The sequence below is a fragment of the Leifsonia sp. Ger2509 genome, from assembly GCF_055231915.1.
Genome location: NZ_JBUYVB010000003.1, coordinates 1,374,586 through 1,388,353 on the forward strand (window position 1 = coordinate 1,374,586; position 13,768 = coordinate 1,388,353).

A 13,768-nucleotide genomic window follows, 5' to 3' on the forward strand; every position below is an offset into this window, starting at 1 on the left:
CTCCTTCTTGAAAGTGTCAGAACTGTTCGGACTCGGTGCTGCCGACCAGGGCGAGCGTCGCGCTGTCAGGGTTGAGCGCTGTCGCGATCCGGTCGAAGTAGCCCGTGCCGACCTCCCGCTGGTGGCGGGTCGCGGTGTAGCCGTGACGCTCGGAAGCGAATTCGGCTTCCTGCAGTTCGACGTAGGCGCTCATGTGGCGCTCGGCGTAGTCCGTCGCGAGCGTGAACATGGAGTGGTTGAGGGCGTGGAACCCGGCCAGCGTGATGAACTGGAACGCGTAGCCCATGGCCGCGAGCTCCCGCTGGAACCGGGCGATCTGGTCGTCGTCGAGGTGGGATCGCCAGTTGAACGACGGCGAGCAGTTGTAGGCGAGTTTCTTGCCGGGGAAGTCGCGGTGGATGCGCTCGGCGAACGTGCGCGCGAGGTCCAGGTCGGGCTCGGCGGATTCGACCCACAATAGGTCGGCATACGGCGCGTAGGCCAGGCCGCGCGCGATCACGGGGTCGAGACCGTTGCGCACTTCGTAGAAGCCTTCGGCGGTGCGCCCGCCGGTGAGGAACGCGCGGTCGCGCTCGTCGTGGTCACTGGTGAGCAGCGACGCCGCGAGGGAGTCCGTGCGGGCGATCACGATCGTCGGGACGCCCGCGACGTCCGCAGCCAGTCGCGCTGCGTTGAGGGTGCGGATGTGCTGCCCGGTCGGCACGAGCACCTTGCCTCCCATGTGCCCGCACTTCTTCTCACTCGCCAGCTGGTCCTCCCAGTGCACGCCGGCCGCGCCGGCTTCGATCATCGAGTGCATGAGTTCGTAGGCGTTGAGCGGACCGCCGAACCCGGCTTCCGCATCCGCGACGATCGGGGCGAGCCAGTCGCGCTGGTCGCCGCCGTCTTCTGTGGAGGCGATCTGGTCGGCGCGCAGCAGCGCGTTGTTGATGCGGCGGACGACGGCGGGCACCGAGTTCGCCGGGTAGAGGCTCTGGTCGGGGTAGGTCTGGCCGGAGAGGTTCGCGTCAGCAGCGACCTGCCAGCCGGAGAGGTAGATGGCCTTCAGGCCGGCGCGAACCTGCTGCACGGCCTGGTTGCCGGTGAGCGCTCCGAGGGCGGCGACCCACTGCGGGTCGTCCGCGCTGCCGTTGTCGTGGATGAGCTCCCACAGCTTTTCGGCGCCACGGCGCGCGAGCGTGCGCTCCTCCCGCACGGTGCCGCGGAGGGCGACCACGTCGGCGGCGGTGTAGTCACGGCGGATGCCCTCCCAGCGCGGGTCCGCATCCCATTCGAGCTGCAGCTCGGCTGCCGTCTGCGTCACGTCGCCGGGTCTGCTGGTGCTGCTGTCTGCGGTGCTCACGTCGGTCCTCCATCGGTAGCGGGTCGGGCTCTTGCATCGATCATTCGTGCCACGCAACCCCCGGAGCTGAGATTGGTCGACAGAATTTCCGCGGTTCTTCTGTTTGTCAGAACTTCCGAGCCGTGTCACCATGTCCTGCATGAGAGGCACTGAAGCCACCCGAACGATCGCGTTCGCCGGGGACCCCGAACCCGACGCCGACACCGGTGCGGACATCGACGCGCTCACCCTGGGCAGGCGCATCCGGGCGTTCCGCATTCAGCGCGGGCTCACCCTCGACGCCCTCGCCGCAGCCATCGACCGCGCGCCCTCGCAGGTCTCGACGATCGAGAACGGCAACCGCGAACCCCGGCTGTCCCTGCTGCGCTCCATCGCATCCGCCCTTTCCGTCTCCGTCGACGACCTGCTGTCGCCCGAGCCGCCGAACGAGCGAGCGGCCCTCGAGATCGCGGTCGAACGCGCACAGCGCGGTCCCGTCTTCGCGGCACTCGGCCTCGAACCGGTGCGGATCTCCAAGGCCCAGAGCGACGAGAACCTGCGCACGATCCTCGCTCTCCACCAGGAGGTCGAGCGGCTCCATCGCGAGCGGGCCGCCACCCCGGAGGAGGCGCGCAGGGCGAACGCCGAGCTGCGGCGCACGATGCGCGCCCGCGACAACTACTTCGGCGAGCTCGAGGACATGGCCACCGAGCTGCTCGCGGCGGTCGGCCACACCGGTGGCCCGGTGTCGCAGCAGGTCGTCTCCGACATGGCGAGCCACCTCGGATTCTCGCTGCACTACGTCGGCGACCTGCCTCACTCGACACGTTCGGTCACCGACAAGCGCAACGGCCGGATCTACCTGCCGACCGAGCAGTCCGCGTCCAGGGACTCCCGTTCGCCCATCCTGCAGGCCTTCGCGTCCCACCTGTGCGGGCACGACGAGCCCAGAAATTACGCAGACTTTCTCCGGCAGCGCGTCGAGACCAACTACCTGACCGCTGCCATCCTCCTGCCCCAGAAGGACGCGGTGGCCTTCCTCGCCGAGGCGAAGAACTTCCGGCGCATCTCGATGGAGGACCTCCGCGACGCCTTCGCCGTCTCATACGAGACGGCCGCCCACCGGTTCACCAACCTCGCCACCGCGCGGCTGGGCATCCCGGTGCACTTCATGAAGGTGCACGAGTCCGGGACCATCATCAAGGCCTACGAGAACGACTCCGTCGCCTTCCCCTCGGATGCGCTCGGTGCGATCGAGGGAACCACCGTCTGCCGCAGCTGGACCGCGCGCACGGTGTTCGATGTCGACGACCGATTCAGCCCGTACTACCAGTACACGGACACCCCGCGCGGCACGTTCTGGTGCACGTCACGCATCGAGAAGGCCAAGGAGGGCGACTACTCGGTGAGCGTGGGCGTGCCGTTCGAGCACGTGAAGTGGTTCCGCGGCCGCGAGACCCCGTACCGGGCCGTGTCCCGCTGCCCGGACGAATCGTGCTGCCGGCAGGCGCCGACCGACCTGGCCGAGAAATGGGAGGGGCAGTCCTGGCCGAGCGCCCGCACCCCGACGAGCCTGCTCGCCGCTCTGCCGACGGGAACGTTCCCCGGTGTCGACGCCACCGAGGTGTACACCTTCCTCGAGCGGCACCAGCCGGTCGGCTAGATGTCCTTCAGGGTCAAGCGGACGAGCCGGACGGAATGATCGGAAAATCACGATTTCACGACGGAATCCGGCACTCGCGCCCCCGCTCGGGCCGGGAGAATGTCAGGAACCAGGGCGAAGAGGCGGGGACCGACGTGGGCAGCACTGTTTTCGAACGAAGGCGACCGGATGCATCCGTCGTCGAGCACGCGCTGACCGGCACGCGCCAGTCGCCGTTCTGGATCGAGGACGCTCCGGCCGACGGCTATCAGATGCTGACCGCGGACACCCACTGCGACCTCGCCGTGGTGGGCGGTGGCTACTCCGGCCTGTGGACGGCCCTCCTGGCCAAGCGCACCAATCCCGCGCTTCGGGTCGTGCTGCTGGAGGCGAGGCAGATCGGCTGGGCGGCATCCGGGCGCAACGGTGGCTTCTGCGAAGCGAGCCTCACCCACGGCGACGACAACGGACTCACGCGCTTCCCCGGCGAATTCGACCGGCTCCAGGCACTCGGACGGGCGAACCTCGACGAGATCGAGCGCACCGTCAGCGAGCTGGCGCTCGACTGCGACTTCGAGCGCAACGGTGCGATCGACATCGCCACCGAACCCCACCAGGTCGAGTGGCTCCTCGAGGGCGCGAACGGCGATGACGCCCAGTTCCTCGACACGGCGGCGGTGCGTGCGGAGGTGAACTCGCCCACCTTCGAGGCCGGGCTGTTCCGCAGCCGCGACTCCGCCCTCATCCACCCCGCGAAGCTGACTGTCGCCCTCGCCCGCGCGTGCGCCGAACTCGGCGTCGAGATCTTCGAGAACACCCCGGTGACGGGCCTTGAGACCGGCAGCCTCAGCGTCGCGCAGGGCGCCGAACTCCGCACCCCGCGTGGCACCGTTCGGGCGCACAAGGTCGCGCTCGCCACCAACGTGTTCCCATCGCTGCTGAAGCGCAACCGGCTCGCGACCGTCCCCGTCTACGACTACGTGCTCATGACCGAACCGCTGACGGATGCGCAACTCGCCTCCATCGGCTGGAATGGCAGACAGGGCCTCGGCGACTCGGCGAACCAGTTCCACTACTACCGCCTGAGCCGCGACAACCGCATCCTCTGGGGCGGTTACGATGCGATCTATCACTACGGCGGGCGCATCCGCGACGACTACGAGGACCGCCCGGAGACGTTCCGGCGCCTGGCGAGCCACTTCTTCACGACCTTCCCTCAGCTGGAGGGGATCCGCTTCACCAACAAGTGGGCCGGCGCCATCGACACGTGCGGCCGGTTCTGCGCGTTCTTCGGCAGTGCGCGCGACGGACGCGTCGCCTACGCCACAGGGTTCACCGGGCTCGGGGTGGCATCCACGCATTTCGGCGCGCAAGTGATGCTCGACCTCCTCGACGGCCGGGCGACCGAGCGCACCGAACTCGCATTCGTGAAGAGCCGCCCGTTGCCCTTCCCGCCAGAGCCCGCCGCCTCGCTCGGCATCAACCTGACCCGCTGGTCCCTCGACCGTGCCGACCACAACGACGGCAAGCGCAACCTGTTCCTCAGGACCCTCGACGCGGTCGGCCTCGGCTTCGACTCCTGACCCGTCCCACACCCCGAAAACCCGATCGGAGCACTGCACATGGATGTACTCGAAAGGGTCGGCCGCATCGGCGCAGCCGACCTCCAACTCGACCGCGAGCCCGTGCCGCACGACCAGGTCGTGACCGGTTCGCCGACGACCGGGTCGTGTGTGCTCGGCGCGTTCGGCGACCACGAGGTGGGCGTGTGGGAGATGACTCCGGGTGCGATGAGCGACGTCGAAGCGGACGAGCTGTTCGTGGTGGTGTCGGGGCGCGCGACGATCGAGTTCGTCGACACCGGCGCGTGGATGCTGCTCGGCCCGGGCGACGTGGTGCAGCTGCGCGCGGGCGCCCGCACCGTCTGGACGGTCACCGAGACGCTTCGCAAGGTCTACCTGGGCTGAGCGTGCGGCGGGCGCGCTGTGCCCGCCGCCCGTTGAGTCCGTGAAAAGTCCGCTGATTCCGCCGGATCAGCGGACTTTTCCCGGGCTCAACGTGTCTGGATTCGGTCAGGCGCGGGTGCGGCGCGCCAGGAGGGCGGCGTGGAGGGCGCTCACGGTCTCGCCGTCGTCGAGGTCGGCGCCGAGGAGATCCTCGATCAGGGCGATCCGCTGGTAGAAGACGGAGCGCGAGAGGTGGCTCGATGCGGCCGCTTTCGTGCGGTTTCCGGGATTCGCGGCGTATGCGCGGAGCACAGTGAGCAGGTCGCCCCCGTTGTCGAGGTCGTACTCGATGAGCGGGCGGAGCATCTTCTCACTGTGCGCCTGGAGCCGGGGGTCGCTTCCGAACGAGTTGATGAATCGCAGCAGTGGCCGGTCGTCGACCCGGTGGACGGTGAGATTTCTTCGCCTGCTGCCGCCATTGCGCGCCAGGAGTTCCGTCGCCTCCTCCACAGAGGCGAGGAGGCCGGGGATGTCCACAGCTTCAGCCCCGACAGCCACCACAAGATCCTCGACGGGAAGACTTGCTGCATGAGCAAAACGACGGGCGAACGTGTCAATGGCATGGTCGGTCAGCTGCTGGTTCTGCCCCAGCGAGAGCGCGACGACGAGTTGCACGCTCTGTGCGGCCGGATGGGCGCCGGCAAGTGCATCCACGCCGATCTCGCGCGCGGCGGCGAGCGCAGCGGATGCGTCGGCCGTCCCCGAGCGCGATGCGAGCGCGAGCCCGACCAGCCGTCGCCCCCGCACCGCTATCCCTGCGGCTTCGAACCGCGCAACGAGGCCGCGCTCGCTGCTGAAGCGCCCCCCGACGAGGGCGCCGAGAAGGTGCTCGTGGCTCTGGCGGGTCCACTCGTCGGCATCGCGATCGGCGAGCCGGCTGAGCGCGAGCGCAACGGCGGCCTGCTCGAGCACGTTCGAGCGCCCGGCCGGGTGCGGGTCGCCGCCCAGGGCGATGAGGTGGCCCCAGCGGATCCCTCGCGCCTCGACCGGTGTGATCAGCCAGTCCGTGTCGCGGGAGCGATGGGCGAGCCGGGAGCGCTGCTCCCAATCGGCGAGCACGTCGTCCCCGGCATCGAGCGCCTCGAACGCGACGACCTGGTGGTTCAGGTTCTCGAGCACGACGGGAGCGCCGAGCACCCGGCCGACCTGGGAGACGATGAAGTCGGCGGGGCTTCCGCGCAGGCTCAGCTCGGTGAAGAGCGCATGGATGTCGTCCCGTGCCCGCAGCGCAGCCATCTGATCTGAGATGATCCGGGAGTGCACCGCCTCGGTGATGGCCACGAACCGGGCCTCGCGATGAAGCACGATCAGCGGGAGACCGCGAGATGCGGATTCCGCGATCAGGGCCGGAGGGACGGCGTCGAAGCGGACACCGAGTTCGAGGACGAGCCCCGCGATGCCGACACTGACGAGCTGCGCGATGTATCCGCGTAGGCCCGCATCGTCGCTCGGCCAGCCGACACCGGTCGACAGCAGCAGCTCGCCCCCGCTCACCAAGTGGGCGACGGATGCGGTCTCCGTCACGTGCACCCAACGCACCGGCCGGTCGAGGTTCTCGGCGCCCGCCAGCACCTCGGGCACGGCTGCGGCGACCTCCTCGAACCGGAGGACCTCGCGAATGGTCGGCAGAACCGCGCCGGCATCCGTCACCGGCGCGCCCGTCTCCGGACGATATGTACTGGCGATACCAAAGCCGCGACGATCTGGCACGGAATCCTCCCGAACTGCTCTGCAATCATTGGGATGTAAGCCTAGTGCCCAGTCCGGGCATTTTGTCCGGCAGAGTTGCACAGACGCGTGCGGCCGCCGCCCCGTTCAGAGAGGATGGCCGCTCGTGGCCCTCATTCGACACATCGTCAACGGTGAAGCGTTCGGCACCGCCGAACGCACCGGTCCCGTCTTCAACCCCGCCACCGGCGACCAGCAGCACGAGGTCATCCTCGGTTCCGTCTCCGACGTCGAGTCCGCCATCGCCGCGGCACGGGCGGCCCTCCCGGCGTGGCGCGCGACCAGTCTGACGAAGCGCGCCGACGTCATGTTCCGCCTCCGCCACCTGCTCAAGGAGCGCACTCCGGAGCTGGCGGCGATCGTCACCAGCGAGCACGGGAAGGTCCTCTCCGACGCAGCCGGCGAGATCGGTCGCGGTCTCGAGAACGTCGAATTCGCCTCCGGGCTGATCAACCTCCTGAAGGGCGAGTACAGCCAGCAGGTGTCCACGGGCATCGACGTGCACAGCATCAAGCAGCCCGTCGGTGTCGTCGGCTGCATCACGCCGTTCAACTTCCCCGTCATGGTCCCGCTCTGGATGGTCGCCAGCGCCATCGCCTGCGGCAACACCGTCGTGCTCAAGCCCAGCGAGAAGGACCCGTCCGCGTCCGTCTTCCTCGCCGAACTGTTCCTCGAAGCGGGCCTTCCGGCCGGTGTGCTGAACGTCGTCCACGGAGACAAGATCGCCGTGGACACGATCCTGGACAGCCCCGACGTCGACGCCGTCAGCTTCGTCGGCTCCACCCCGATCGCCCAGTCGATCTACCAGCGCGCGAGCGCGAACGGAAAACGCGTCCAGGCACTGGGCGGGGCGAAGAACCACATGGTCGTCCTCGAAGACGCCGACATCGAAGCTGCCGCCGACGCCGCGGTCTCCGCCGCCTACGGCTCAGCGGGCGAACGCTGCATGGCGGTCAGCGTGCTGGTCGCCGTCGGTGAGGTCGGCGATCCTCTCGTCGCCGCCATCGAGCGACGCCTCGGCTCCCTCGTCATCGGCGACGGCACGCGTGCCGAGTCCGAGATGGGACCGCTGATCACTCGCGAGCACCGGGACAAGGTCGCCTCCTACGTGACCGGCGCGGCGGCCGAAGGAGCGACCGTCGTCGTCGATGGCTCGCAGAAGGCGTTCGACACCGACGGATTCTTCATCGGAGTCAGCCTTCTCGACAACGTCGCAACCGACATGCGCGTCTACACAGACGAGATCTTCGGTCCGGTGCTGTCGGTCGTGCGCGTCAAGACGTTCGACGAGGCGATCGCGCTCATCAACGCCAACCAGTACGGCAACGGCGTGGCTCTCTTCACCCGGGACGGTGGGGCGGCCCGGCAGTTCGAGTTCGAGATCGAGGTCGGCATGGTCGGCATCAACGTACCCATTCCCGTCCCGGTCGGTTCCTTCTCGTTCGGCGGGTGGAAGAAGTCCCTGTTCGGCGACGCGCACATCTACGGGCCGGAATCGTTCCACTTCTACACGCGGAGCAAGGTCGTCACGTCGCGCTGGCCCGACCCGGTGCACTCCAAGATCGAACTCGCGTTCCCCGGCAACTCCTGAAAGGCATCCCGATGACAGACACCATCCAGGCTCCGCGGCTGGCGAACGCGTCCGGGGCAACGACCGGTTACAGCGACCGGCTCGGCGTCGAGCATCCGTTCGGGGACGCGGCCGCCGAGCAGCAGGTCCGCTCCGACGACCGCAACCACGTCTTCCACTCGTGGAGCGCGCAGGCCCAGATCAACCCGCTGCCCATCGCTGCGGGCGAGGGCTCGACGTTCTGGGACTACGAGGGCAACGCCTACCTCGACTTCAGTTCACAGCTCGTCAACCTCAACCTCGGTCACCAGCACCCCGATCTCGTCCGGGCGATCCAGGACCAGGCCGGGCGGCTTGCGACCATCCAGCCGTCGATGGCCAGCGACGTCCGTGGAGAACTCGCCCGTCGTATCGCCCGCGTGGCGCCCGGCGACCTCAACAAGGTCTTCTTCACCAACGGTGGCGCAGATGCCAACGAGTATGCGGTGCGGATGGCGAGGCGCGTCACCGGGCGCCGCAAGGTCCTGTCGATGTACCGCTCGTACCACGGCGGCACGTCGACGGCCATCTCGTTGACCGGCGACCCGCGTCGCTGGGCGAACGAGCAGAGCGACTCATCCGTCGCTCACTTCTTCGGGCCGTACCTGTACCGGTCGGCGTTCCACGCGACCACTCCCCAAGAAGAGGCGCAGCGCGCGCTCGAGCACCTCGAGAACGTGATCGTGCTCGAAGGCGCCGCGACCGTCGCCGCGATCATCATCGAGACGGTCGTCGGCACCAACGGTGTGCTGGTCCCACCGCCCGGCTACCTGGCCGGCGTCCGCGAACTGTGCGACAAGTACGGAATCGTCTACATCGCCGACGAGGTGATGGTCGGGTTCGGCCGCTTGGGTGAATGGTTCGCCGTGGACGCGTTCGGGGTCACCCCCGACCTGATCACCTTCGCCAAAGGCGTCAACTCCGGCTATGTGCCGCTCGGCGGGGTCGTCATCTCCGACCGCATCGCGTCGTTCTTCGACAACGTGTCGTTCCAGGGCGGACTCACCTACTCCGGGCATCCACTCGCCTGTGCTGCCGGCGTAGCGACGTTCGATGTGTTCGAGCGCGACAACATCCTGGGGCGCGCGCGCGACCTCGGCGAGCGGGTCATCGAACCGGAGATCACGTCCTGGCTCGAACGCCACCGGTCGCTCGGCGAGGTACGAGGACGCGGAATGTTCTGGGCACTCGAACTGGTGCGGTCGCGGGAGACGCGCGAACCGCTCGTGCCGTTCAACGCCGCCGGCGCGGATGCTGCCCCGATGGGCGAAGTCGCCGCCGCGTGCAAGGCTGCGGGCGTCTGGCCGTTCACCCACTTCAACCGGGTACACATCGCGCCGCCGCTGATCATCGGCGAAGGCGAACTGCGCCACGGCCTCGCCGCGATCGACGCAGCCCTCACGGTCGCCGACCGCTACGTCCAGTAACGCTCGGCGCGGCCGCCCCAACCGCATCGAGGGTGACAGTTACGGTCGAGCCTGCCTGTTCCGCAGGCCACTCTCGACCGTAACTGTCACCCTCGACACGCTCACCCCGGCGGCACACCTAGCCGCGCAGCACGCCGTCTTCGCGGCGCGGCACGCCCAGCGGGTTACCGTCGCGCAGCTCGACGGGCAGAGCGGACGCCGGAGCATCCTGGTACGCCACCGGCGTCAGGAAGCGCCGGATCGCCGTCGCTCCGACCGACGTGTGCACGGATGCCGTCGTCGCGGGCCACGAACCACCGTGATGCTGCGACCACGCGATCGCCACCCCGGTCGGCCAGCCGTTGAACACGACCCTGCCCGCGACGCGGGACAGCGCTTCCGTGAGCCCGGCGACATCCTCGTCCGCCGCATGCTGGATGGTCGCCGTCAGCGACCCCTCGAGCTTCCCGACCGACGCGGCCAGTTCGGCGTCGTCGCGATACCGCACGACGACCGTCAGCGGCCCGAAGCACTCGGCCAGGAACACCGCGCTCGACGCCAGGAAATCCGGCGCATCGACCAGCACGACGACAGGCGCACTACCATCCGAGGCCTCAGCCTCGTCGACGCCACGCACGGTTCCGATGACCTGGACCTCCTCACGCCGGGCGAGCGACGCCGCCCCCTGTGCGAACGCGCCGGTCATCCCATCCGTCAGCAGTCGCTGCGCCGGAGCAAGCGCCACCGACTCGGCCAGCGCATCCTCGAATCCGCTGCCCGACGGCACGAACACGAGTCCGGGTTTCGTGCAGTACTGCCCGCCGTCCCTGGTGAACGACCCGACGAGTCCCGCTGCGAGTGACGCCGCGCGCTCCTGCGCCGCGGCGCTCGTCACCACCACCGGGTTGATGCTCCCGAGCTCCCCATAGAACGGGATGGGTGCCGGCCGCGCGCAGGCAAGGTCGAAGAGCGCACGCCCGCCCCGCTCGGAGCCCGTGAACCCGACGGCTGCGATCGCGGGATGCTGCACCAGCGCGACCCCCGCCTCCACGCCTTCGACCAGCGAGAACACCCCGTCCGGCGCGCCCGCATCCGCGAGCGCGGTGACCGCAATCGACGCAGTGCGCCGCGACAACTCCGGATGACCCGGGTGGGCTTTCACCACGACCGCGCATCCGGCGGCGAGCGCCGACGCCGTGTCGTTGCCCAGCACCGAGAACGCGAACGGGAAATTGGATGCGGTGAACACGGCGACGGGACCGATCGGCCGCAGCATCCGCCGGAGGTCCGGCCGCGGCGGAATGGTCGACGGGTCCGGCGAGTCCAGAGTCGCCTCCAGATAGCCGCCATCGCGGGCGACTCCGGCGAAGAACCGCAGCTGCGCGGCCGTTCTGGTCACCTCACCGTCGAGTCGCGCCTCGCTCAGGTGGGTCTCGCGGTGCGCGATCCCGGCGAGTTCGGCCCGGTGCGCTTCCAGCGCAGCAGCGAGCGCTTCGAGCCAGAGGGCACGTTCTTCGCGCGACGTCGATCCGACGCCGCTCGCGGCAGCCCGCGATGCTGCGGCGTCCACCGAAGCCGGGCCGGCCGATGCGCTCGCGCCCGCCGCCTCCCCAGCAGACGAACCCGCACTCACGAGAACGCCGCCAGTCCGGTGAGCGCGCGGCCGAGCACGAGGGTGTGGATCTCATCCGTCCCCTCGTACGTGCGCACCGATTCGAGATTCGCGAGGTGCCGCATCACCGGGAACTCATTGGTGATACCGTCGCCGCCGAGGATGCTGCGTGCCTCCCCCGCAATCTTCAGCGCCTCGCGAACGCTGTTGAGTTTTCCGACGCTGATCTGGGTCGGGGTCAGGTCGCCACGTTCCTTCAGCCTGCCGAGATGCAGCGCGAGCAGCACACCTTTCTCGTATTCGACGAACATGTCGGCGAGCTTCTGCTGCACGAGCTGCCTTGCGCCGATCGGCTTGCCGAAGACTTCGCGGCTGGTCGCGCGCCCCAACGCCGCTTCGAGGCAGGACCGCGCCGCGCCCATCGCGCCCCACACGATTCCATACCGGGCTTCGTTGAGGCAGCTGAACGGACCGGACAGCCCCCGCGCGCCCGGCAGCATCGCATCCGCCGGCACCCGTACGTCGTCGAGCGCCACGTCGCACTGGATGGAGGCCCGCATCGACAGCTTGCCGTCGATCGGCGTCGCCGTGAACCCGGGCGTCGAGGTCGGCACCAGGAACCCGCGCACTCCCTCATCCGTCGCCGCCCAGACGACCGCAACATCCGCGATGCTCGCGAGCCCGATCCACCGCTTGCTGCCTCGGATCACCCAGTCGTCGCCCTCGCGGTGGGCGAAGGTGAGCATCCCTGCCGGGTCGCTGCCGCCGCCGGGCTCTGTGAGCGCGAAGCATCCGATGCGCTCACCGCGCGCCATCGGCGGCAGCCATTCGTGTTTCTGCTCGTCGGAACCGAATTTCGAAATCGCGCTCATGGCCAGCGATCCCTGCACCGAGACGAAGGTGCGCCATCCGCTGTCCGCCGCTTCGAGCTCCAGGCAGACCAGACCATAGCTGACCGCGCCGGCGCCCGCGCAACCCTCGTCCCTGAGGTGCATGCCGAGCAGACCGAGCGCGCCGAGTTCGCCGACGAATTCGCGGCGGAAGTACTTGTCTTCGAAGTCCTGCTCGATCACCGGCCGGATGCGTTCGGTCGCGAACGTGCGGGCCTTCGCGGCCCAGTCGCGTTCGTCGTCGCTGAGCAGGGGGTCGATGCTGAAAGCGTCCTCGAGCAGGGTGCCCACGGGGTTCCTTCTTCCGTTCTAGGGTGTTGCGGGTGCAGTTGCGGGGCGGGATGCGGATGCCCGGCTCGCCTCGTCGAGCCAGACCGCGCCGTCGTGCTCTCCGAGCGCCGGTGCGACCCGCTCGTAGCGTGCGGGCGCGGACGAGAGGTGGATGGGATTGGCCGGCTGCACCTGGACGCGGCCGGTCGCGTCGTCGGAGACCTGCGCGACCGCGTCGAGGCCGAGCGACGCGGCGAAGTCGAACGCTTCGGCCACGCTGTTGACGAGCCCGGCCGGGACGCCGGTCGCCGCGCACGCCGACACCCAGTGCGCGGCCGTTCCCACGCCGAGAGCGTCGTTGACGGTCGCGCGCAGGTCCGCGCGGTGCGCAACACGCGACTCGTTGGTCGCGAAGCGCGCGTCGTCGGCGAGTCCCGGCAGCCCGAGGATCGTGGCGAACGATCGGAACTGCTTGTCGTTGCCGACGGCGACCACCAATTCGCGGTCGGACGCCTCGAACACCTCGTAGGGCGCGATGCTCGGATGCGCGTTCCCGAGTCGCCGGGGCGCGACGCCGGTCGCGAGGGTGCTGGACGCCTGGTTGGTGAGCCCGGCGAGCAGGGAGGTGAGCAGGTCGACCTCGACGCGCTGGCCGATGCCGGTGCGGTCGCGTTCGCGGAGGGCCAGGAGGATGCCCGACAGAGCGTTCAGGCCGGTGAGCACATCCACGACCGCGACACCGACTTTGGTGGGTGCCCCGTCCGGCTGGCCGGTGATGCTCATGAGGCCGCCGACGGCCTGCACGAGCAGGTCGTATCCGGCGAGCGCCGCGCCCTGCTGACGGCCGAACCCGGTGATCGAGCAGTACACGAGCCCGGGGTTCGCCGCCTGGAGGGTGGCCGCGTCGAGCCCGAAGCGTTCCATCACGCCGGCCCGGAAGTTCTCGACCACCACATCCGCCGTACCCGCTATGGCACGCGCCGCCGCCAGGCCGTCCTCAGTTCGCAGGTCGCAGACGACCGAGCGCTTGTTGCGATTGACCGCGGCGAAGTAGGTGGACTGCCCGCTCGCATCCACCGGCGGAGTCCACGATCGCGTGTCGTCGCCGTCCGGGCTCTCGACCTTGATGACGTCGGCGCCGAAGTCTGCGAGCATCATCGTCGCGTACGGACCGGCGAGCACGCGTGAGAAGTCGGCGACGCGGATTCCGGCGAGCGCACCCGGGGATGCAGTGCCGCTCATCCGGACCTCCTCATCGATGCTCCAAAAAACAATTCATTCTAT

General features: G+C 68.9%; 10 protein-coding genes. 5 read left to right on the plus strand and 5 right to left on the minus strand.

Annotated features, from left to right (window positions below):
• Positions 1 to 16: 16 nt before the first annotated feature.
• Positions 17 to 1,342: an isocitrate lyase gene (aceA, locus tag ACV7NN_RS06795; protein ID WP_463348813.1), complete on the minus strand. Its 1,326-nt coding sequence runs from the start codon at positions 1,340 to 1,342 to the stop codon at positions 17 to 19.
• Between the two features lie 139 nt (positions 1,343 to 1,481).
• Between aceA and ACV7NN_RS06800 the strand changes: the two genes are divergently transcribed.
• The 3 genes from ACV7NN_RS06800 to ACV7NN_RS06810 all read left to right on the plus strand — a co-directional run bounded on the left by ACV7NN_RS06800 (position 1,482) and on the right by ACV7NN_RS06810 (position 4,930).
• Positions 1,482 to 2,984: a helix-turn-helix domain-containing protein gene (locus tag ACV7NN_RS06800; protein WP_463348814.1), complete on the plus strand. Its 1,503-nt coding sequence runs from the start codon at positions 1,482 to 1,484 to the stop codon at positions 2,982 to 2,984.
• Between the two features lie 134 nt (positions 2,985 to 3,118).
• Positions 3,119 to 4,546 carry an NAD(P)/FAD-dependent oxidoreductase gene (locus ACV7NN_RS06805; RefSeq protein ID WP_463348815.1) on the plus strand — a complete coding sequence of 476 codons (1,428 nt, stop codon included), beginning with the start codon at positions 3,119 to 3,121 and terminating at the stop codon, positions 4,544 to 4,546.
• A 39-nt stretch (positions 4,547 to 4,585) separates the two neighbouring features.
• Complete coding sequence (locus ACV7NN_RS06810) at positions 4,586 to 4,930, plus strand: cupin domain-containing protein (protein WP_463348816.1); 345 nt, start codon at positions 4,586 to 4,588, stop codon at positions 4,928 to 4,930.
• A gap of 105 nt (positions 4,931 to 5,035) precedes the next feature.
• On the opposite strand, the gene ACV7NN_RS06815 is transcribed toward ACV7NN_RS06810, so the two are convergent.
• Positions 5,036 to 6,679, minus strand: coding sequence for a PucR family transcriptional regulator (locus ACV7NN_RS06815; RefSeq protein ID WP_463348817.1), 1,644 nt, complete (start codon positions 6,677 to 6,679; stop codon positions 5,036 to 5,038).
• Between the two features lie 124 nt (positions 6,680 to 6,803).
• Here ACV7NN_RS06815 and ACV7NN_RS06820 point away from each other — a divergent pair, with 124 nt between their 5' ends.
• Both ACV7NN_RS06820 and ACV7NN_RS06825 read left to right on the plus strand, forming a co-directional pair.
• Positions 6,804 to 8,288 carry a CoA-acylating methylmalonate-semialdehyde dehydrogenase gene (locus ACV7NN_RS06820; protein WP_463348818.1) on the plus strand — a complete coding sequence of 495 codons (1,485 nt, stop codon included), beginning with the start codon at positions 6,804 to 6,806 and terminating at the stop codon, positions 8,286 to 8,288.
• Positions 8,289 to 8,299: 11 nt separating this feature from the next.
• On the plus strand, positions 8,300 to 9,733 hold the full coding sequence (locus tag ACV7NN_RS06825) for an aminotransferase class III-fold pyridoxal phosphate-dependent enzyme (RefSeq protein ID WP_463348819.1): 1,434 nt from the start codon (positions 8,300 to 8,302) through the stop codon (positions 9,731 to 9,733).
• Between the two features lie 118 nt (positions 9,734 to 9,851).
• On the opposite strand, the gene ACV7NN_RS06830 is transcribed toward ACV7NN_RS06825, so the two are convergent.
• From ACV7NN_RS06830 to ACV7NN_RS06840, 3 genes are read right to left on the minus strand one after another with little or no spacing between them, the layout of a single operon-like run.
• A complete protein-coding gene (locus ACV7NN_RS06830) occupies positions 9,852 to 11,345 on the minus strand; it encodes an aldehyde dehydrogenase (NADP(+)) (RefSeq protein ID WP_463348820.1) in 1,494 nt (497 codons plus the stop codon).
• Complete coding sequence (locus ACV7NN_RS06835) at positions 11,342 to 12,505, minus strand: acyl-CoA dehydrogenase family protein (protein ID WP_463348821.1); 1,164 nt, start codon at positions 12,503 to 12,505, stop codon at positions 11,342 to 11,344. The genes ACV7NN_RS06830 and ACV7NN_RS06835 overlap by 4 nt, the downstream gene beginning before the upstream one ends.
• Positions 12,506 to 12,523: 18 nt before the next feature.
• A complete protein-coding gene (locus tag ACV7NN_RS06840) occupies positions 12,524 to 13,726 on the minus strand; it encodes a CaiB/BaiF CoA transferase family protein (protein WP_463348822.1) in 1,203 nt (400 codons plus the stop codon).
• Positions 13,727 to 13,768: the final 42 nt, after the last annotated feature.

What these genes read in the sequence shown, in the direction of transcription:
- ACV7NN_RS06840 (WP_463348822.1), bottom strand. Translation starts at nt 13,726, where the DNA reads ATGAGCGGCACTGCATCCCCGGGTGCGCTCGCCGGAATCCGCGTCGCC.
- ACV7NN_RS06825 (WP_463348819.1), top strand. Translation starts at nt 8,300, where the DNA reads ATGACAGACACCATCCAGGCTCCGCGGCTGGCGAACGCGTCCGGGGCA.
- ACV7NN_RS06800 (WP_463348814.1), top strand. Translation starts at nt 1,482, where the DNA reads ATGAGAGGCACTGAAGCCACCCGAACGATCGCGTTCGCCGGGGACCCC.
- ACV7NN_RS06810 (WP_463348816.1), top strand. Translation starts at nt 4,586, where the DNA reads ATGGATGTACTCGAAAGGGTCGGCCGCATCGGCGCAGCCGACCTCCAA.